Raw genomic sequence first — 20,642 nt, forward strand, 5'->3', positions numbered from 1 at the left:
CGATGACCGTTGATATAGTTGACCTTAACTTGTAAAGGAGGGTGCGCACATGCCGCAGACGACATACATTCGCCGCGTTGCCGCGCGCGCCCTGTATATGGCTCGGAGTCGCATATGAGCAGGTATGTTCACGGCTCCGGGAGAGACGACACACAGCTAAATAACCGAACGCAAGGCAGGTTCCCCAAAATTCCGGGTTTAGGCGCGGCTGGGTTTTCGCCACCCACCGTGCAGCAATACCGTAGCTATTCATATTTGGTTCGAGAGGGGAACCGTCATGGCTGAAGAATTTGATTTCCATCCGATGTGGGAGAGCCTCGGCATGAATCTTGCCGACCACGACATGCTGCTGGGCGCCGTGGGCCAGATGTACGGCGATATGTTCTTGACGCAGAACAATCGCCCCAAGTCCACGTCCTACCTGGACTTTGTGGCCAGCAACATCCACAGCGGCCGTATTAAGGAGATGCTCGACAAGAAGGAGGCCGGCGAGGCCACCAAGATCGTCGGTTCGTTCTGCGTGTACGTGCCCGAGGAGATCGTGCTTGCCTGTGACGGCATTCCCGTTGGCCTGTGCTCGGGCGCCGATTGGGCAACGGACAAGGTCGAGGAGCACCTGCCGCGCAACACCTGTCCGCTTATCAAGAGCTTTGCCGGCTTTAAGCTGGGCGAGGTCTGCCCCTACATCGAGTCGAGTGACCTGGTGGTGGGCGAGAACACCTGCGATGGCAAGAAGAAAGCCTACGAGTTCTTTGCCACGCAAAAGAACATGTACGTCATGGATATTCCCAACGTGCACGACGAGTCGACGCTCGTGACCTGGAAGGCCGAGGTCAAGAAGCTCGCCGCCAAGATCGAGGAAGAGTGTGGCGTCAAGATTACGCCCGAGCGTCTGAAGGCCGCCATCCACGCCGTCAATGAGAAGCGTCGCGCCCTGCAGCGCCTCGCTGCCACGCGCGCTGCCGACCCTGCGCCCATCAGCGGTCTTGACAGCCTGCTGACCGTTCAGGCCGCCTTTATGGACGACACGCCACGTCTGACCGGAGCCATTAACGATATGGCGGCTGAGTGCGAGCAGCGTGTCGAGGCTGGCGAGGGCGTGGCGCCCAAGGGGACCAAGCGCATCCTGTACACCGGCACGCCCATGGCCGTGCCCAACTGGAAGCTGTTCAACCTCATCGAGAAAGCCGGCGGCGTTGTGGTAGGCGAGGAGTCCTGCACGGGCTCGCGCTACTACAAGGACCTGGTCGACGAGTCCGGTGAGACGGTGGACGAGATGCTCGATGCCATCGCCGAGCGCTACTTTAAGATCAACTGCGCCGTCTTTACGCCCAACGACCAGCGTATGAAGGACATTGTCCAGATGGCCAAGGACCTGCATGCCGACGGCATCGTCGACGTGGCCCTGCAGTTCTGCACGCTCTATGAGATGGAGTCGTTTGCCGTGGAGAAGGCCGCCGAGGAAGCCGGCATTCCGTTTATGCACATCACGACCGACTACGCCGGTGAGGATGCAGGCCAACTGCAAACCAGGATCGAGGCCTTCTTGGAAACCATTTAGGGCTATCCGTCCCGGCGGCTTTCCCAGGCACCCGATCTTGCCGTTCAAACCGTCGCTTGCGTGCGAAAGTACGCGGCGCGTCTCTTTCACGGCAACCTCGGGCACCTGGGAAAGCCGCTTCCTTGGTTGGTTAAAAGGTTTAGGAGTTATATGTCGGAAAATATTGAGCAGCCGTTGCCCAGCACGTTTGAGGAGTTTAACGAACAACGCAAGGCGGCGTTTATTCGCGTTAAGGATTACAAGCAGGCGGGTAATCGCCTGGTCGGCTTTTTGTGCAGCTATACGCCGCTCGAGATTATCGATGCCGCGGGCGCCTCGAGCGTGGCTCTGTGCGGTACGTCCGACGAGGTGATTCCCGAGGCCGAGAAGGTGCTGCCGGCAAATCTGTGTCCGCTCATCAAATCGACGTACGGCTTTGCCTACTCGCAAAAGTGCCCGTTTACGTACTTTAGCGACATGATCATCGGTGAGACCACCTGCGACGGCAAGAAGAAGATGTACGAGCTCTTAAACGAGCTTAAGCGCACGCACATTCTGCATCTTCCGCAGGGTCGCGACCGCGCCTACGAGCGCGAGGGCTGGTACGAGGAGTGCCGCCTGCTCAAGGAGGAACTCGAGGGCTTCTACGGCATCACGATTACCGACGATGACCTGCGCGCCGCCGTCCGTCGTCGCAACCGTTTGCGTGCGGCCCAGCTCGAGATGTTTGCGCTGCAGGCTAACCAGCCGGCGGCCATGAGCGGCGTCGACCTGATGAGCACCATGTTTGCCGGTACGTTCAGCTTTGATATCGAGGCCTATACGGATCAGCTGGAGCAAAAGGTTGCCAAGCTGCGCGAGGCCTACGACGCGGGCAAGCGCCCGGTTGCGGCGGATGCCAAGCGCATTCTGATCACCGGCTGCCCGGTGGGCGGCGTGATCAACAAGATAGGCCGTACTATCGAGTCCAATGGCGGCGTGGTCGTGTGCATGGACGACTGCTCGGGTGAGCGCACGGCGGCCATGATGATCGACCCCGATGCTCCCGATATCCTGCGCGCCATCGCCGACCGCTACCTGGATATCAACTGCTCGGTCATGACGCCCAACGACGGTCGTATGGAAAACACGCTGGCCATGTGCGAGAAGTATCATGTCGATGGCGTAGTGGAGAGCGTGCTGCAGGCGTGCCACACCTTTAACGTGGAGAGTGCGCGCATGCAGGAGGCCGTCGAGGGTGCGGGTATTCCGTATATGAAGATCGAGACCGACTACAGCAACGGCGACATGGGCCAGATCGAGACCCGCATCGCCGCCTTCATCGAAACCCTCTAGCTTCCTCAGGCACCGGATCTTGCCCCTCAAACCGTCGCTTGCGTACCAAAGTACGCCGCGCTCCTCTTTCGGGGCAACCTCCGGCACCTGAGAAACCTAGAGCTAAGGCGCCTGAACGCGCCGCTGTCTTTGATGTTTGGATTAGGAGAGAGCCATGATAGGGATCGGGGTCGATATCGGGTCTACGGCGGCTAAGGCTGCTGTGGTCGATGGTGAGGGTTCGGTGGCGTGGACGTGCGTGCAGCCAACCGGGTTCTCCTCGGTCGATGCCGCCGATAGGTTGCGCGAGGCGCTCGCGGCGGCGGGCTTTGACGTTGCATCCGATTCTGCGCGTGTGGTGGCCACGGGTTACGGGCGCGTGGCTGTGCCATACGCCCACAAGGTTGTGACCGAGATTACCTGCCACGGCGCCGGTGCCGTGCGTCTGTTTGGCGATCGCGGCACGGTGATTGACGTGGGCGGCCAGGACACCAAGGTCATTCAGCTTAAAAATGGCCGCGTGGCCAAGTTTGCCATGAACGACAAGTGCGCTGCCGGCACGGGGCGCTTTTTGGAGATCATGGCCGACCGCCTAGGTATTTCTCAACAGCAGATGGCCGACCTGGCGCGTTCCGGCGAGCCTACCAAGATTTCCAGCATGTGCACGGTGTTTGCCGAAAGTGAGGTCATTAGCCTGATCGGTCGCGGTGAGCCGCGCGAGAACATCGCACGTGGCGTGATCGACAGCGTGGTCTCGCGCGTGGCGACCATGGCCGGGCAGGCCGCGGGCGCCCCGTACTACCTGACCGGTGGCCTGTGCGAGAACGCCTTCGTGGTGGAGCGGTTGGGCGAGCTGCTGGGGTCGCCGGTGACCACCTCGCCCCAGGCTCGCTTTGCCGGTGCCATCGGCGCGGCGATTCGCGCACAGGCGCTCGATTAATGCATCGGCCGTGGGCCTGCATTCATGCGTATACTGGGAGGAAATGATTGACCGATGAGAGGAGGTATCGATGGCTGACGATCAGATTAAGCTCACGTCTATGACTGCCGCGAGCGGTTGAGCCGCTAAGTTGGCTCCTGGAGCCCTCGCCCAGGTCCTGGGCGACTTACCCAATGTGCATAACGACAACCTGCTCGTGGGGTTCGATACCTCCGACGATGCGAGTGTTTTTCGTGTTGGCGAAAACCTGGGCCTCGTGCAGTCCGTCGACTTCTTCCCGCCGATGGTCGACGACCCGTTCCTGTTTGGTCAGATCGCGGCGGCCAACTCGCTGTCGGACATTTATGCCATGGGTGGACGACCGAGCCATGCCATGAACCTGCTGTGCATTCCCAGTTGCCTGGGCGTCGAGGTCGCAGGTGAGATTCTGGCGGGTGGCGCCGACAAGTGCGTCGAGGCTGGCTGCACCATCGCGGGCGGCCACACCATCAACGACGACGAGCCCAAGTACGGCCTGTCCGTGAGTGGCTTTGTCGCGCTCGACCGCATGCTCGCCAACAGCGGTGCGCGCGTGGGCGATGTCCTACTGCTGACCAAGGCGATCGGCTCGGGCATTATCACCACGGCCATTAAGGGCGTGCTCATCGAGCAGGACGAGGCCGCAGCCATGTTTGACTCGATGCGCACCCTCAACGAGGCCCCGATTCGCCTGGCCGAGGGACTCGAGCTTCACGGCTGCACCGATGTCACGGGCTTTGGCCTGATCGGGCATGCGTGCGAGATGGCCGAGGGCTCGGGCGTGCAGATTGAGCTCGCGTCGGGGGCGGTGCCGCTCTTTGACCAGGTGCTCAATATGGCGCGTCTGGGCATTATCCCTGCCGGCGCCTACCGCAACCAGGATTTCTTTGGCCCGCGCGTGGCGGCCGACGATGACCTGGAGCCGGGAATGCTGGATGCGCTGTACGATCCGCAGACCTCGGGCGGCCTGCTCATCGCAGCGCCTGCTGCCGATGTGGATGAGCTCGCCCGCCGCCTGCATGCCGAAGGTCGCGTTGCCGCCACAATCGGCCGCGTGTGCGAGGCGGTGCCGGGTGGTCCTGCCGTTCACGTTGTGCATTAAGGAAAACCGTTTATGCGACCGTCTACTGTTCTGGGCGGTCCCTTTTGAAAGGATTTGCTATGTCTACCAAAATTGAAGTCAATGCCATGGGCGATGCCTGCCCGCTGCCCGTCGTCAAGACGCTCAAAGCTCTGAAGCAGCTTGATGGCGAGGGTGTTGTCGTGACCTCGGTCGACAACGAGACGGCCGTCAAGAACATCTCCAAGATGGCACAGGAAAAGGGCTGCACGGCCTCGGTCGAGAAGGCCGCCGATGCCGAGTGGCACGTGATCGTGGCGACCGCCGGCGCCGTTGCCGTGGCCGATCCTGAGCAGGACGGCGCCGCTTTCTGCGACTCCAGCGCCGGCAAGGGCAAGCTGGTCGTGGCCGTCTACACCGATTGCATGGGTCGCGGCGACGATGAGCTGGGCCACAAGCTCATGAAGGCCTTTATCTTTGCCGTGACGCAGCAGGAGGAGCTGCCCGCCACGATGCTCTTCTACAACGGCGGCGCCAAACTCACCGTCGAGGGGTCGCCGGTGCTTGACGACCTCAAGGGCCTGGCCGAGCAGGGTGTCGAGATCCTTACCTGCGGCACCTGCCTCGACCACTTTGGCATTAAGGACCAGCTTGCCGTGGGCGATGTCACGAACATGTACGTGATCGTCGAAAAGATGGAGCAGGCCGGCCGCGTCGTGCGTCCGTAGCGCCTGGGTGGGATTGCCATGAGAGAAAAGCGCCCGGCGCTTGTCATCACGTTTCCCACCACGGCGGCCGCCATGGGCTGCGAGTCTCTGTGCCGTGAGCGTGGCCTTCCCGGGCGAACGATTCCCGTACCCGGAGAGGTTGCTGCCGGCTGCGGCCTGGCATGGAAAGCCCTGCCTGAAAATGAACCACTGCTGCGAAGCGAGCTTGCCGCGGCGGACGTTCCCACCGAGGGCTTTACTGTGATCGATATGTGGGAGGTCGTGCGATGATCTACCTGGATAACGCGGCGACGACCATGCACAGACCTCAGGCGGTCATCGATGCCGTGGTGCAGGCGATGTGCTCGCTCGGCAATGCTGGGCGAGGCGCCACGTCGGGTGCGCTCGATGCGGCGCGCACCATCCACAGCTGCCGCACCAAGCTTGCGCGCTTGCTGGGCTGCCCGCGGGTGGACCATATTTGTTTTACGCCCAACTCCACGGCGGCGCTCAACACCGCCATCAACGGCGTGGTGCGCCCCGGCGATCGTGTGGTCACGACGGTGCTCGAACACAACTCCGTGCTGCGTCCGCTCAACCGCCTGGCGGCAGAGCAGGGCGTGACTGTTGAGCATGCGGGCTGCGACGCGAACGGCGTGCTCGACTACGACGAGCTCGAGCAGCTGGTCACGCCGGGCACGCGTGCCGTGGTGGTGACACACGCCTCCAATGTGACCGGCAACGCGGTCGACATTGCACGCGTGGCTGCCATGGCCCATGCGGCCGGCGCGCTTGTGATCGTCGATGCCTCGCAGTCTGCCGGCACGGCGCATATCGATATGCAGGTCATGGGGCTCGACGTGGTGTGCTTTACCGGCCACAAGGGGCTCATGGGCCCGCAGGGGACCGGTGGCCTAGCCGTGGCGGAAGGCATTGACGTGGCTCCTTGGGCCATGGGTGGCACGGGCGTGCGCAGCTTCGATGCGCTGCAGCCGCAAGAGTGGCCCACGCGTCTTGAGGCGGGCACGCTCAACGGTCACGGTATCGCCGGCCTTTCCGCCGGCCTCGACGTTATCGAGGCCCAGGGCGGGGTAGAGGCGATTGCGGCACGCGAACGTGCGCTTGCCGAGCGCTTCCTCGCCGGCGTTCGCGACATTCCCGGCATTGCGCTCTACGGTGCGTTTGACCAGCCCGTGCGCTCGGCGATCGTTTCGCTTAACGTGGGCGATATCGATTCGGCCGAGGTCTCGGACGCGCTCATGCAAGGGTGGGGGATTGCGACGCGCCCCGGCGCCCACTGCGCTCCGCTCATGCACCGCGCACTGGGGACCGAGCGCCAGGGTGTCGTTCGCTTCTCGTTTGGGTATTTCAACACGGACGAGGAAGTCGACACCGCGATTGACGCTCTGCACGATTTAGCCTGCTAAAGCGTATATACTTGCGGGACGGGTCTTTTGCCCGTCCCGTTTTGTTTCGACCCGAAAGGTGGTCCTATGGCATCATCCGCCCCGCGCGGTCTGCGCTCCGACCATGTCCTCACCGTCGGCATCGCCCTGTTCTCGATGCTCTTTGGCGCCGGCAACCTCATTATTCCGCCGCTGCTGGCGCTGCAGGCGGGCTCTGCCACGCCGCTCGCCATGCTCGGCTTTCTGATTGCCGCCATCGGCCTTCCCGTCATGGGCTTTATCGCCGTGGCACTTGCCGGAACGGCGCGCGAGCTTGCCGGTCGTGTGCACCCCAAGTTTGGCGAGTTTTTTGTCGCGGCGGTGTATCTGGCTATCGGTCCGTGTCTGGCCATTCCGCGTACGAGTTCCACGGCCTTCGAGATGCTGGTGCCGCTGCTGCCCGAGGGTGTCTCGCTCGGCACGGCCCGCCTGGTGTTTGCCGTCGCCTTCTTTGCCGTCGCCTTTGTGCTCACGCTGCGCCCGGGTGTCATTACGCGCGTGCTCGGCCGCATTACGGGCCCCGCGCTCATCGCCCTTATCGTATTGGTCGTGGGCGCTGCCGTGGTCTCGCCGCTGGGTTCCGCTGCCGCGCCGCAGGCTCCTTACGATGCCGGTGCCGCCGTGCAGGGCTTTTTGACCGGTTATCAGACCATGGACCTGCTCGCGTCGCTCGCCTTTGGCATCATCATCGCCGAGACCATCCACGAGCTGGGCGTTACCGACGACAAGCGCGTGGCCTTCGAGATTTCGCGCTCCGGCGTGATCGCTGGTGTGCTCATGGCCATCATCTACTGCGGTCTGGCGCTTGCCGGCACGCAGCTGAGCACCGTGATGCCCGATGCCACCAACGGAGCCGCCATCCTCGCCCGCTCGGCCTCCATGCACTTTGGCCTTGCCGGCACGGTCGTGGTCTTTGCGATCTTCTTCCTCGCCTGCATGAACGTATGCATCGGTCTCATCAGCTGCTGCTCGCGTTACTTCTGCGAGACGTATGTGGTCGAAGGGGGAGCAGAGGCTTCCGAGGAGGCCATGCGCCGTCCCTTTGCGATACTCGCCTTTGTGTTCGCGGCGTTTTCGTGCGTGCTCTCAAACGTGGGTCTCGACGTGATCCTCATGTTCTCGGTGCCCATGCTCAACGCCCTGTACCCTGTTGCAATTGTTCTGGTGCTTATGGGCCTAGTGCACGGTTTTTGCGACGCGCATCCGCAGGTGTGGGTCTGGGTCGGCGGCGTTGTCGCAGTGCAGAGCGTGATTACCTCGGTCCGCGATGCGTTCTTTACGGGCGCGTGGCTGCCGTTCGATGCGCTGCCGCTGGCAGACATTGGAGCCGCGTGGGCGCCGGTTGCCGTGGTGGCGTTTGTGATCGGCCTGCTCCACAGTCGGTTTGTCGTACATTCGAGGAGCTAGGGTATCGTCGCTTGCACAGGCGGGGAGTCTCCCCTATAATTTCCTTCGCATTGGGACACGCAAGGTTTAGACCTTAGCTGCTCAACACCTTCGGGACGTGGCGCAGTTTGGTAGCGCGCCTGCTTTGGGAGCAGGATGTCGCAGGTTCAAATCCTGTCGTCCCGACCATATCTTGCGGGCGTAGTTCAATGGTAGAACCCCAGCCTTCCAAGCTGATGACGCGGGTTCGATTCCCGTCGCCCGCTCCATAAGATTGGTTAACGGCTTTGATTCTTTTTGGGATCAAGGCCGTTTTTGTGAGAGTACCGGGTGACGAACCCGTCGCTCCAAGTAATTTGCAGGTCAGAGGTACGTTTACTTCTGGCCTGTTTTGTTTTGACCATCCGGCGCGGGACATGTGCTTTGGCAATGCTTGTCCCACAACGTAAGAAAGAAGTGATCGACATGGCAGATTCCAAGGCAGAATATTCCACCCCCGATTGCCTGGCGCCCGCCGCGATCGAGGCGAAGACCGAGGCTGCCGGTGTTACCAAGGCCAACCTACCGACCTCGAAGGCCTTTATGCTTGCCATGTTCGCCGGCGCGTTCATCGCCTTTGGCGGCCTGTTCTTCACGGTCTTTTTGAGCGATCCCACGCTTGGCTGGGGCGCCCAGCGCTTTGTGGGTGGCCTTGCTTTTTGCCTGGGTCTGGTGCTCGTGCTCATTTGCGGCGCGGAGCTGTTTACCGGCAACTCGCTTATGGTCTGCGCGCTCAAGAGCAAAAAGATCACGCTCGCCCAGATGCTCAAGGCTTGGGTCGTTGTGTGGATCGGCAACTTTGCCGGCGCGCTGTCCGTCGTCTTTTTGGTTTACATGGCAGCTATTTACAAGCTCAACGGCGAGGCCGTCGCCAACACCATGGTGAGCGTCGCCGCCGGTAAGGTTTCGATTGACGCCGTCACCATCTTCTTCCGCGGCATTCTGTGCAACATCTTTGTGTGCCTGGCTGTATGGATCGGTACCGCTGGCAGGACCGTGGTCGACAAGGTCGCGGGCATTCTACTGCCCATTGCTGCGTTTGTGGCCTGCGGTTTTGAGCACTGCGTTGCCAACATGTACTTTTTGCCCATGGGTATTTTGATGCACTCCTGCGGCTATGGAGTTGATGTCGCCGGCGCCGACGCCCTCAACGCGGCGGGCCTGGCGCTCAATCTTTCCGTCGCCACGCTCGGCAATATCGTGGGCGGCGCCCTGATCGTTGCGCTGGGCTACTGGTTTATCTACGCCAACAGGGAGGCCTAAAGGCCCCACGGCATAACCGACCAAAGAGGGACAGGTTTATTTTGGCGGGTTTGGACGAGGCGCTGCGCCGTCTTGCCATGAGCTGCCATAATGGACCTGTCCCTTTTGCATGCGCGTCGCCATTTGGTGGCCGACGATGATCGTGGGGGACCTGCTTTTTATTGAATATGTCGAAAGGCTTTCCATGAGCGACTGCGAATCCATGCCCGCCGAGGTGCGCGACCGCCTGCGCTCCATTCCCGCTGTCCACGAGCTGCTGGCGGAGTGGCCGGTCATGAAGGCTGCCGGCGATGCGGGCGATACGATCGTGCGCGAGGCGATCGATGTTGAGCTCGATGCCGAGCGCGCGGCGATTCGCTCCGGCGTCCCCGCGAGGAACAAGCGCGAGCTCGCCTTGGCCATTGAGCGGCGGTGCCACCGTCTGTCGCTGCCGACCCTGCGTCCCGCCGTCAACGCGACAGGCGTTGTGATTCACACCAATCTGGGCCGTGCTCCGCTCGCTCCCGCAGCGGTGCAGGCGGTGACCGACGTCGCCCGCAGCTACAGCACGCTCGAGTACGACGTCGCGACCTGTGCTCGCGGGGGCCGCAAGGAGCATGCCGCGCGCCTGCTGCGCACACTCACGGGGGCGCAGGACGCCTTGGTTGTCAACAATAACGCCGCGGCGGTGCTGTTGGTGCTTGCCGCGCATGCATGCGGCAAAGAGGTAATCGTGAGCCGCGGCGAGCTTGTCGAGGTGGGAGGCAGTTTCCGTATCCCCGACATCATGGCGGCTTCGGGTGCCAAGCTTGTCGAGGTGGGCTCCACCAACCGCACGCATCTGGACGATTATCAAAGCGCCATTACGCCCAACACGGCGATGATCCTGAAAGTTCATCCTTCCAACTACCGTATCGAGGGCTTCCACGAGGAGGTTTCCGCGGCGGAGCTTTCTGCACTGGCGCACGAGCACGGGCTTTTGCTTTACGAGGACCAAGGCTCGGGCGCTTTGCTGGCAGACGGGGTGCTTGCCGATGCGGGGGAGAAGCCCACGTCCGCTTCGCTTTGCGCTGGCGTCGACGTTGTCTCGTGTTCGGGCGACAAGTTGCTTGGTGCTTCGCAGGCGGGCATTATCCTCGGCAGTACCCAGGTTATCGCTGCCTGCGCCTCTCATCCGCTTATGCGCGCGCTTCGCCCCGGCAAGCTCACGCTCGCGGCGCTCGAGGCTACCCTGCGTCTGTATGTGACCGGTCCCGATACAGCGCATCGGGAGATCCCGGTGCTCAACATGCTTTCCGGCGCGCCGGCTCCGCTCGAGCGTCAGGCCAAGCGCCTGCATGACCGCATGCTGCGCAAGCTTCGTGACTCTCAGTGCGAGGAGGCGGTGGAGCTGCAGGTTGTCGAAGGCGCTTCTGCCCCGGGCGGTGGCTCGCTGCCGACCGTCGAGCTCCCAACCTTTTGCGTTGCCGTCTGCCCCGTCGATGGGCGCCTGTCCGTCGATGGCCTGAAGCGCGCTATGGTTCAGGAGCCCGATACGCCGGTTGTGACGCGCGTACAGCACGACCAGGTGCTGTTTGACGTTCGCACGCTTGTGCACGATACCGACCTTGATTTGTGTGCGTCTGCGTTGGCCGACGCCGTGCGGGCGGGTTTGCGCCGATGACTGCGCGCGAGCTTGTCGAATGTCCCGTTGTCGTTGGAACGGCGGGGCACGTCGACCACGGAAAGTCAGCCCTTATCGAGGCGCTGACCGGAAAAAATCCCGACCGTCTGGAGGTCGAGCGGCGCCGCGGTATGACCACGGAGCTCGGTTTTGGCGAGCTGGTGCTGCCGAGCGGCAAGCTTGTCGGCCTGGTCGATGTACCCGGTCATGCCCACTACCTACGCGCCATGGTGCAGGGTGCTACCGGCGTGGATGTTGCGTTGCTGGTGGTTTCTGCCGTTGAGGGCGTGATGCCGCAGACCCGCGAGCATGTTCGCGTACTGGAGCTGTTGGGTGTGACGCACATGGTCGTTGCGCTTACGATGCGCGATCTGGCCGATGACGAGACGGCGGAGCTCGCCGAGCTCGACTTGATGGATTTCCTCGGCGATACCGTCTTTGCCAATGCGCCCGTGGTGCCCGTTTCCTCTCGCACGGGTGCGGGTATCGAGGACGTTCGCCTTGCCCTCGATACCGCTATCGACTCTTTCCTGGCCGATGCCGCATCCCGCCCGGTGCGCCCCTGTCTGGCCCCGCGCCTGCCCATCGACCGCTGCTTCACCATCAAGGGATCCGGGACGGTCGTCACGGGCACGCTTCACGATGCCCCCGTGGCGGTGGGCGATGAGCTCGTTTCGAGTCCCGCGGGCGTGCGCTGCCGCGTTCGCGCGATTCAGGTGCATGGCGATACTCCTCGGGCGTTGCCCGGACAGCGCGTGGCGCTCAACATCGTGGGCGACGGCGCGGGCGACCTTCCGCGCGGCGAGGTCCTCTGCGGGTCTGGTGCCGAGGGCTCGACGCTCAGGCTTATCGCGCGCTTCACCTATCTGGGGCGCGAGGGCGCCAAGCCCGTGCCCTTCGAGTCCGGCACGCGCGTCCACGTGATGGTGGGCACGGCAGAGGTCCTCGGCCGTATCATGCTCATGGAGGGCGCGGGGCCGATTGCCCCGGGCGAGACGCGTACCGTGCAAATCCGCCTGAAGGAGCGCCTTCCCGTGCGCTCGGGCGACGGTCTCATCGTGCTTGCGTTCTCCCCGGTGGTACTTATCGGCGGCGGTTGCGTTCTTCTTTCGCGGTGCCGCCGCTCGCGCGACCTCTCCGCGGAAGAGGTCTCGCTGCTCAGGGCTCTGGATGCCGGCGACCGCGCCGCCGCCATTGCCGCATGGCTGGGGCTGCAGCGCCTGCCCGTGCCGGCGGCCGTTGCCGCCCGTGCGCTCGACCTTTCCGGTGTCGAAGTCGCGAGGCTCCTGCACGCCGCGGTGGCGTCGGGCGATGCGGTCGCCCTCCATCCGGAGCGCTCGACCGAGGAGCTCTATGCCGCCCCCGCTGTGCTCGATGCCGCCCTTGCCGCCCTCGCCGACACGCTTGTCGCCATGCATAAGGCCGCGCCCAAGCAAACGGGCTTCACCCCGGGCGAGGTTGCGCATGTCGCCTGGCCGAAAGCGGGCGAAGACGTCGCGTCTGCGCTCATCCTCGAGGGCTGTGCGCGCGGCATCTGCGCCCAGGAGGGGTCTGAGGTCTACGACCCACATTCCGCCGCTGCGGCGATACGTGTGGTGCGCGAGGCAGGCCGGCGCATCGCGGCCCTGCTGGACGAGGCGGGCCTCGATGCACCGACGCTTCCCGAGGTGGGGCAGCAGTTGCAACTCGATCGCGACACCATGACGCGTGCCCTGCGCGAGCTTTCGCTCAACCGCTCGATCGTTAAGGTCGAGCGCGACGTTGCCTTGTCCGCCGCCGCCGAGGCTCAGGCGCGCGAGGTCGTTGCGGCGGCTATCGAGGCTGCCGGCGGCGCTGTCACCACGAGTGTGCTGCGCGAGGCCCTGGGCGTGTCGCGCAAGCGAGCCATTAGCATCTTGGAGCACCTGGATGCGGTGCGTTTTACGACGCTCGACAAAGGAGCCGGCGGCCTAAGATCGCTTCGTTAGGGGCTGCCGTATCGCTGTTCGCCACGACGCCCTGCTAGTTTGGTAAAATACCGCCACGTTTGGGAGCGGATGGGCTCCGGTGGGCCCCGCGGTCCTCAAAACCGTTGTGAGGCGTGCAAAACGTCTTGGATGTGTTCGATTCACATACGTTCCCGCCAACGCATCTCGCCAAAACCACCACATTGGGGACAGGCACCTTTGTGGTGGTTTCGAAACGTGCGGGAAACAGCTTCGAAACACGCGATTTGCTCGTCAGGCGGTCAAAAAGCTATCTACCTGCATCGTAATCAAAATGAAACATCCGCTCGTTGCCTTATTCGTAACTTTGTAGCAACAGTGCGATATTATCCATACTCGATAAAGCTCACGGCGCATGGGGCGCCGCGAACGACACCTTTCTTTTCCATCAATTGGAGGAAGCATGAGCTACACGCAGAAAGTTCTCGACGAGCTCAAGGCCCGCTATCCCGAGCAGCCTGAGTTCATCCAGGCCGCGACCGAGATCCTCGGCACCATCCAGCCGGCGCTCGACGCCCACCCCGAGTACGAGGAGGCCGCCCTACTGGAGCGCCTTGTCGAGCCCGAGCGCATCGTCATGTTCCGTGTTCCCTGGGTCGACGACCAGGGCAAGGTCCAGGTCAACCGCGGTTACCGCGTCGAGTTCAACTCTGCCATTGGACCCTACAAGGGCGGCCTGCGCTTTAACCCGACGGTCACCCTGGGCATGCTCAAGTTCCTGGGCCTGGAGCAGATTCTCAAGAACAGCCTGACCACCCTTCCCATGGGCGGCGGCAAGGGCGGCTCCGACTTTGACCCCAAGGGCAAGTCCAACAACGAGATCATGCACTTCTGCCAGTCCTTCATGACCGAGCTCTATCGTCACATTGGCCCCAACACCGACGTTCCCGCCGGCGACCTGGGCGTTGGCGGCCGCGAGGTTGCCTACATGTTCGGTCAGTACAAGCGCCTGACCAACGAGTGGACCGGCGTCCTTACCGGCAAGGGCCTCTCCTTTGGCGGCTCGCTCGCCCGTACCGAGGCCACCGGCTACGGTTTGGTCTACTTTGTGGACGAGTACCTCAAGAGCCGCGGCGACTCCTTCGAGGGCAAGAATGTCGTCGTTCACGGCTCGGGCAACGTCGCCATCTACGCCGTCCAGAAGGTTTCCCAGCTCGGCGGCAAGGTGCTGGCCTGCTCCGATACCCACGGCTGGGTCGAGGATCCCGACGGCATCGACTACTCCGTGCTCGAGCACGTCTACAACCAGAAGCGCTCTGGCCACGACAAGGGCGTCACGCTCGCCATGTACGTTGACGAGAAACCCAACGCCGTGTGGCACGAGGGCGACGGCCGCGGCGTTTGGCAGCTGCCCTGCGACATCGCGCTGCCCTGCGCTCGCGAGAACACGCTGCTGCTCGAGGACGCCCAGGCGCTCGTCGCCAACGGCTGCAAGGTGGTCGGCGAGGGCGCAAACATGCCCACGACCATCGAGGCCACGAACTACTTCCAGGAGAACGGCGTCGCCTTTATGCCCGGCAAGGCTGCCAACGCCGGCGGCGTGCTCGTGTCCGGCCTGGAGATGAGCCAGAACGCCGAGCACCTGTCCTGGACCTTTGAGGAGGTCGACGGCAAGCTCGAGCAGCTCATGCGCGGCATGTTCCACAATGTGGACGACACCGCCAAGGAGTATGGCCAGGAGGGCAACTTTGTCATGGGCGCCAACATCGCCGGCTTCCTGAAGGTCGCCGACGCCATGCTCGCCCAGGGCGTCTGCTAAGCCCAGCTCGACATAGCATTGATGAGGCTCCCAGCTATTTCGGCTGGGGGCCTTTTTCTGTGGCGGCGAGGGTCGTGCACCCTCGTTTGGTACACTTAGAGATACTGGACAAGTAAAGAGATGGGGGAGAACGTGCTCAAGTTCGGTACCTACGTCCGTGTTGGAAACGCGGCCGAAGCCTATGAGCTCTTGCAGAAGAACCGCAACAACAAGATTGTGGGCGGCGGCATCTGGATGCGCCTGGGTTCGCGTCGTGTGGCGACGGCGATTGACCTTTCGGCCTGCGGACTCGATCAGATCGAGGAGACCGAGACCGAGTTTCGCATTGGTGCCATGTGCACCCTGCGCCAGCTCGAGCGTCATGCCGGGCTCAACGCGCTTGTCAATAATGTGTTTGAGTTTGCCGTCCACGACATCGTGGGCGTGCAGCTGCGCAACACCGCCACGGTGGGCGGCAGCATCTACGGCCGCTTTGGCTTCTCGGACGTGCTCTCCGCTTTCCTCGCGCTCGATTCCTATGTTGAGCTGACGGGTGCCGGCCGCGTGCCGCTCGCCGAGTTCGTGGATATGGGCTACGTGCGCGACGTGATCGAGCACGTCGTGGTCGTTAAGCACGAGTACCGTGCGAGCTACGAGGCCGTGCGCAAGGCCGCGACCGATTTCCCCTCGCTGAACGTCACCGCCGCTTGGTGGGACGGCTCCTGGCACGTCACCGTGGGCGCCCGCCCGCTGCGTGCGACCCTGCTGCAGGGCGGGGCATGTGGCCTGGTGAACGAGCAGCCTTCCGAGGACGAGCTGCGCGCCCTGGCCGCGTCCGTACGCGCGCTGGGCTATGGCACCAACATGTGGGGCTCGGCCGAGTACCGCCGCCGCATCTCGGCGCCGCTGGCGATCCAGGCCGTGCGCCGCGCCGCCGGCATTGAGCTTTCGGCCGCGCTTGCCCACGAGCTCGAGACCGTGCAGATTCCTAAGTTTGCCACGGACGAGTATTCCTGCCGCCGCGTGCCCGGCGTCGATTCTAGCGAGGTGCGCTAATGGCTGCCAAACTCATCGATCTTTCCTTTACGCTCAACGGCCGCAAGGTCAAGGTTCAGATTGCCCCCGACACCATGCTCTTTGCGCTGCTGCGCGAGCAGGGTTGCGCGTCGGTGCGCTGCGCCTGCGAGACCACCAACTGCGGTTTGTGCACGGTGTGGCTCGACGGCGACCCGGTGCTGAGCTGCTCGGTTCCCGCCGCGCGCGTCGAGGGCCACACCATCACCACGCTTGAGGGCCTCAAGGCCGAGTCCGAGGCGCTCGCCCGTGCGATGGCTTCCGAAGGTGCCGAGCAGTGCGGTTTTTGCGCCCCCGGCCTCATCATGAACGTGCTGGCGCTTGCCCGCGCCGCCAAGGAGGACCCGAGCCTCGTCGCCACGCGCGAGGAGCTCTCGCGCCAGCTCGCCGGCAACCTCTGCCGTTGTAGCGGCTACGAGAGCCAGCTGCGCGCCATCGTGCGCTTCCTTAACGAGTCTGGCGTGCAGGTGGGCTTTGAGATGCCCGAGCTGCCGGTCAACGACACGAGCTCCGACGGCGTCTCCTACAAGCAGATCACCCATAAGCAGCCCAAGAAGGACTCGAAGGCCCTGCTCGAGGGCCGTCCCGTCTACACGGGCGACCTGGTGCCCGCCGGCGCCCTGATTGTCAAGCTCAAGCGCAGCCCGTACGCCCGCGCTAAGATCCGCTCCATCGATACGTCGCGCGCCCTGAAGGTGCCCGGCGTGGTGGGCGTCTACACCTACGAGGACGTGCCCAAGCGCCGCTTTACCATCGCCGGCCAGAGCTACCCGCAGCCGAGTCCCTACGACCGCCTGATCCTCGAGAACCTGGTGCGCTACCAAAACGAGGAGGTGGCGATCGTCGCCGCCGAGACCGAGGAGGCCGCCGACAAGGCGCTCAAACTCATCAAGGTCGACTACGAGGTGCTCGAGCCGCTGCTCGATTTTACCCAGGCACTCGATAACGACATCGTGGTTCACCCCGAGGGCGACGTGACCTTTATGTTCCCGCAGGGCGGCGATGTTCCGCGCAACCTGGTTTGCAGCGGTACCAGCGATTACGGCGATCTGGACGAGGCCTTCGCCCAGAGCGACATCGTCTTTGAGCGCACCTACACAAGCCAAGCCACGCAGACCGCGCCCATGGAAACCTTCCGCGCCTTCGCGACGACCGACGCGTTCGGGCGCATTTCGGTGACCACCTCGACGCAGGTGCCCTTCCACGTGCGCCGCATGGTCGCGCAGTCGCTCGACATTCCGCAGTCGCAGGTGCAGGTCATTAAGCCGCGCATCGGCGGCGGCTTTGGCTCAAAGCAGACGGGCTGCTGCGAGATCTTCGTGGCGTTTGTGACGCAGCAGACCGGCCGTCCGAGCTACTGCTGCTACACCCGCGAGGAGACCATCACCGCGGGCAACTCGCGCCACCAGATGCAGATGACCGTTAAGCTGGGCGCCATGAACGACGGCACCATCACGGTCATCGACCTGCATACGCTGTCCAACGCCGGCGCGTACGGTGAGCACGCTACCACGACGATCGGTCTCTCAGGCCACAAGAGCCTGCCCATCTACAACCATGTGAAGGCGAGCCGCTTTAGGTGGGATGCCGTCTACACCAACACCAACCGCGGCGGCGCGTATCGCGGCTATGGTGCCACCCAGGGCCAGTTTGCCGTGGAGAGCGCCGTCAACGAGCTCGCCGACATGCTGCACATGGACCCCGCCGACCTGCGCCTTAAGAACATCGTGCGCGAGGGCGAGATCATGCCGCAGTACTACAACGAGAAGCTCAACGCCTGCGCGCTCGACCGCTGTCTGCTGCGCGCGATGGACATGATCGGCTGGCGCGACAAGCCGCTGGCTGTGGACCTGGGCGACCGCGTGCGCGCCCTGGGCTGCGCGCTCACCATGCAGGGCTCGGGCATCTCCAACGTCGACATTGCCGGTATCGACATGCGCCTGGAAGAGGATGGCTTTATTACGATTTCGACCGGCGCCACCGACAACGGCATGGGCGTCGACACGATTCTGGCGCAGATTGCCGCTGAGGAGCTGGGCGTTGAAAGCTCGCTGATCGTGGTGCGCGGCGTGGACACCGACGTGTCTCCGTTCGATGCCGGCTCGTACGCGAGCTCGGGCACGTACGTGACGGGCCTGGCAGCCAAGAACGCCGCGACCGAGCTGCGCGAGAAGATCTGCGCCAAGGCCGCCCAGATGTGGGACGTGGACGCCGCCGATGTGGTGTTCGATGGCCAGTACGTGCGCCTGTCCGACGAGCGTGCCGCACGCGAGCAGAACCGCTACCTCACGCTGCGCGACTTTGCCAACCTGTGCGTCAAGAACATCGCGGGTGGCGACGCGCTCACCTCGCACTCCTCTGCCTGCCTGCCCGTTTCGCCTCCACCGTTTATGGCCGGCATTGCCGAGGTCGAGGTCGACAAGGCCACCGGCAAGGTGACTGTGGTGGACTATGCGGCGGCCGTTGACTGCGGCACCGTGATCAACGAGGCGCTCGCGCGCGTCCAGGCCGAGGGCGGCATTGCCCAGGGCATTGGCCATGCGCTCTACGAGATTGTTGAGCACGACGACCGCGGCCGCCTGCGCACCGGCAACTTTATGAGCTACAAGCTGCCCACGCGCCTGGATATCGGCAGCATTCGCGTAGCCTTTGAGCCGAGCTACGAGCCGACGGGTCCGTTTGGCGCCAAGTCGATCGGCGAGGTCGTCATCAACACGCCGCTCGCCGCCGTGGCCTCGGCCGTGGCGCACGCCACCGGCCACCAGGTGCGCTCGCTGCCCATCACGCCCGAGAAGGCCCTTCTGGGGGAGTAGCGGGTCAGCGAACAAGTCGTAATTGGCGGGGTGGGGCAACTCGCCCCGCCAATTGCACTCGTGGTGAGGTCGTGAGCCTGTAAAAGGTGTGCGTGCGCTTGCCGCTCGTATCTGCTATCATTCCTAATCTGTGCGCTCATGCGGGCGTGGCGGAATTGGTAGACGCGCCAGATTTAGGTTCTGGTGGGATTCCCGTGAAGGTTCGAGTCCTTTCGCCCGCACCATCGCACCTGCGTCGGCTTCGGCCGTCGCGACTCTTTGTTGCATAAAGGTACCAGCACCTCAGATAAGCTGGGCAGTATGAGGAGGAACGTGTTGAACATCACCGCTTCTGACGTCAAGGACGCCAAGCTCACCGCCACGGTCACCATCCCGGCCGCCGACGTCGACGCCGCGATCAAGAAGGCCTACAAGGACACCGCCAAGAAGTACCGCTTCCCGGGCTTCCGTGCCGGTAAGGCTCCCCGTCCGGTCATCGATTCCGCTCTTGGCGCCGAGGCTACCCTCGCTCAGGCCACCAACGACCTGATCGCCGCCAACGAGCCCGCCGTCCTCAACGAGCTGGACATCGTCCCCACCAAGAACGGTGACTACAAGGACCTCGACCTCGCTAAGGATCACGAGGACTACACCTACACCGTCGAGTTCTCCCTGCGTCCCGCCGCTGAGCTCTCCTCCTTCGACGCTGTCGAGATCGAGATGCCCCCTGCGGAGGTCACCGAGTCCGAGATCAACAACCAGGTCGAGATGCTCCTCAACTACCGCGCTACCTTCGAGGACGTTGAGGGTCGCGCCGTCGAGGCCGAGGACTATGTCACCGTCGACCTCAAGGCCGTCGAGAACGCCGACAACTTCGCCGCCGAGGGCCGCATGCTCATCGCCGGTAGCGACAGCAACCCCGCCGAGTTCAACGAGGCCCTGATCGGCGCTAACGTCGACGACGTCAAGACCGTCACCTGGACCGACGAGGTCGAGGAGGGCGAGGAGGCCGAGACCCACACCGTCGAGGTCACCGTCAAGGGCATCAAGGTCCGCAACACCCCCGAGCTCACCGACGAGCTCGTCAAGTCCGACTTTGGCTTTGACAGCATCGAGGCCATGCGCGACGCCATCAAGATCGAGATCGAGCAGGACAAGGCTTCCCGCCTCCCGGCCGAGAAGGAGAACCGTTGCGTCTCCGCTCTCGCCGAGCGCCTGCAGCTCGACGAGATGGACGCCGACTACGAGCAGTCCGTCTTTGAGGAGCTTGGCCAGAACTTCCTGTCCAACCTCGCCGCCCGTGGCATGACGCTCGACACCTGGCTGCCCGCTTCCGGCCTGACCATGGAGCAGTTCATCGGCGACCTGCACAAGCAGGCTAACGACGTTGCCCGTGAGTCCCTGGCTCTCGACGCCCTCGCTCGTGAGCTCAAGATTGAGGCCACCGAGGATGACATCAACGCCGAGTTCGAGAAGGCCGGCGTCAAGGACGTCGAGGCTTCCAAGGCCGAGTTCATCGCCGATGGCCGCATGCCTGCCGTCCGTGAGTCCATCCGTCGCTCCAAGGCCGTCGATCACCTGGTCGAGAACGCCAAGGTGACCGAGGTCGACGAGACCGCCAAGGACGCCGAGTAATTCTCGCCACCTTGCCCACGAGCGCTTGCGTGCGCCCATGATGGGGTAAAGTTATAAGCCGGTT

The 20,642-nt window shown here is 63.4% G+C and carries 15 protein-coding genes and 4 tRNA genes; all 19 read left to right on the forward strand.

Annotated elements, in window-relative coordinates:
* The first annotated feature begins 277 nt into the window (after nt 1–277).
* The 19 genes from DW913_RS08005 (at nt 278) to tig (ending at nt 20,578) form a co-directional block, all read left to right on the forward strand.
* Complete coding sequence (locus DW913_RS08005) at nt 278–1,561, forward strand: double-cubane-cluster-containing anaerobic reductase (protein WP_117798171.1); 1,284 nt, start codon at nt 278–280, stop codon at nt 1,559–1,561.
* Nucleotides 1,562–1,711: 150 nt separating this feature from the next.
* Nucleotides 1,712–2,875 carry a double-cubane-cluster-containing anaerobic reductase gene (locus DW913_RS08010; RefSeq protein WP_117798172.1) on the forward strand — a complete coding sequence of 388 codons (1,164 nt, stop codon included), beginning with the start codon at nt 1,712–1,714 and terminating at the stop codon, nt 2,873–2,875.
* Between the two features lie 154 nt (nt 2,876–3,029).
* Nucleotides 3,030–3,794 carry an acyl-CoA dehydratase activase gene (locus tag DW913_RS08015; protein WP_117639211.1) on the forward strand — a complete coding sequence of 255 codons (765 nt, stop codon included), beginning with the start codon at nt 3,030–3,032 and terminating at the stop codon, nt 3,792–3,794.
* A gap of 70 nt (nt 3,795–3,864) precedes the next feature.
* On the forward strand, nt 3,865–4,914 hold the full coding sequence (selD, locus tag DW913_RS08020) for a selenide, water dikinase SelD (RefSeq protein ID WP_117637559.1): 1,050 nt from the start codon (nt 3,865–3,867) through the stop codon (nt 4,912–4,914).
* Nucleotides 4,915–4,973: 59 nt separating this feature from the next.
* On the forward strand, nt 4,974–5,600 hold the full coding sequence (gene yedF / locus DW913_RS08025; protein ID WP_117798173.1) for a sulfurtransferase-like selenium metabolism protein YedF: 627 nt from the start codon (nt 4,974–4,976) through the stop codon (nt 5,598–5,600).
* 18 nt (nt 5,601–5,618) lie between these two features.
* Nucleotides 5,619–5,870, forward strand: coding sequence for a DUF3343 domain-containing protein (locus DW913_RS08030; protein ID WP_117629429.1), 252 nt, complete (start codon nt 5,619–5,621; stop codon nt 5,868–5,870).
* The gene (locus DW913_RS08035) at nt 5,867–7,006 is read left to right on the forward strand and encodes an aminotransferase class V-fold PLP-dependent enzyme (RefSeq protein ID WP_117798174.1); all 1,140 of its coding nucleotides are present in this window, start codon (nt 5,867–5,869) and stop codon (nt 7,004–7,006) included. The genes DW913_RS08030 and DW913_RS08035 overlap by 4 nt, the downstream gene beginning before the upstream one ends.
* Nucleotides 7,007–7,072: 66 nt before the next feature.
* A complete protein-coding gene (brnQ, locus tag DW913_RS08040; protein ID WP_117798175.1) occupies nt 7,073–8,431 on the forward strand; it encodes a branched-chain amino acid transport system II carrier protein in 1,359 nt (452 codons plus the stop codon).
* 91 nt (nt 8,432–8,522) lie between these two features.
* Nucleotides 8,523–8,599, forward strand: a tRNA-Pro gene (locus tag DW913_RS08045).
* A 6-nt stretch (nt 8,600–8,605) separates the two neighbouring features.
* Nucleotides 8,606–8,679: transfer RNA gene (locus DW913_RS08050), tRNA-Gly, on the forward strand.
* A 196-nt stretch (nt 8,680–8,875) separates the two neighbouring features.
* A complete protein-coding gene (locus DW913_RS08055; protein ID WP_117798176.1) occupies nt 8,876–9,712 on the forward strand; it encodes a formate/nitrite transporter family protein in 837 nt (278 codons plus the stop codon).
* A gap of 184 nt (nt 9,713–9,896) precedes the next feature.
* A complete protein-coding gene (gene selA / locus DW913_RS08060) occupies nt 9,897–11,354 on the forward strand; it encodes an L-seryl-tRNA(Sec) selenium transferase (protein ID WP_158566222.1) in 1,458 nt (485 codons plus the stop codon).
* On the forward strand, nt 11,351–13,321 hold the full coding sequence (gene selB, locus DW913_RS08065) for a selenocysteine-specific translation elongation factor (protein ID WP_117798178.1): 1,971 nt from the start codon (nt 11,351–11,353) through the stop codon (nt 13,319–13,321). Before selA ends, selB begins: the two co-directional genes overlap by 4 nt.
* A 61-nt stretch (nt 13,322–13,382) precedes the next feature.
* Nucleotides 13,383–13,479: transfer RNA gene (locus DW913_RS10045), tRNA-Sec, on the forward strand.
* Between the two features lie 263 nt (nt 13,480–13,742).
* Entirely contained in the window at nt 13,743–15,098 is a 1,356-nt protein-coding gene (gene gdhA, locus DW913_RS08070; RefSeq protein WP_117798179.1) for an NADP-specific glutamate dehydrogenase, read from the forward strand.
* 132 nt (nt 15,099–15,230) lie between these two features.
* Entirely contained in the window at nt 15,231–16,133 is a 903-nt protein-coding gene (locus DW913_RS08075) for a xanthine dehydrogenase family protein subunit M (RefSeq protein ID WP_199580816.1), read from the forward strand.
* Nucleotides 16,133–18,964: a molybdopterin cofactor-binding domain-containing protein gene (locus DW913_RS08080; RefSeq protein WP_117798181.1), complete on the forward strand. Its 2,832-nt coding sequence runs from the start codon at nt 16,133–16,135 to the stop codon at nt 18,962–18,964. Before DW913_RS08075 ends, DW913_RS08080 begins: the two co-directional genes overlap by 1 nt.
* Before the next feature lie 140 nt (nt 18,965–19,104).
* Nucleotides 19,105–19,188: transfer RNA gene (locus tag DW913_RS08085), tRNA-Leu, on the forward strand.
* Nucleotides 19,189–19,276: 88 nt separating this feature from the next.
* Nucleotides 19,277–20,578 (forward strand): trigger factor, encoded by a 1,302-nt coding sequence (gene tig, locus DW913_RS08090; protein ID WP_233542035.1) that lies wholly within the window; start codon nt 19,277–19,279, stop codon nt 20,576–20,578.
* Nucleotides 20,579–20,642: the final 64 nt, after the last annotated feature.

The organism is Collinsella sp. AM42-18AC (genome assembly GCF_003467965.1).
Lineage (GTDB): Bacteria > Actinomycetota > Coriobacteriia > Coriobacteriales > Coriobacteriaceae > Collinsella.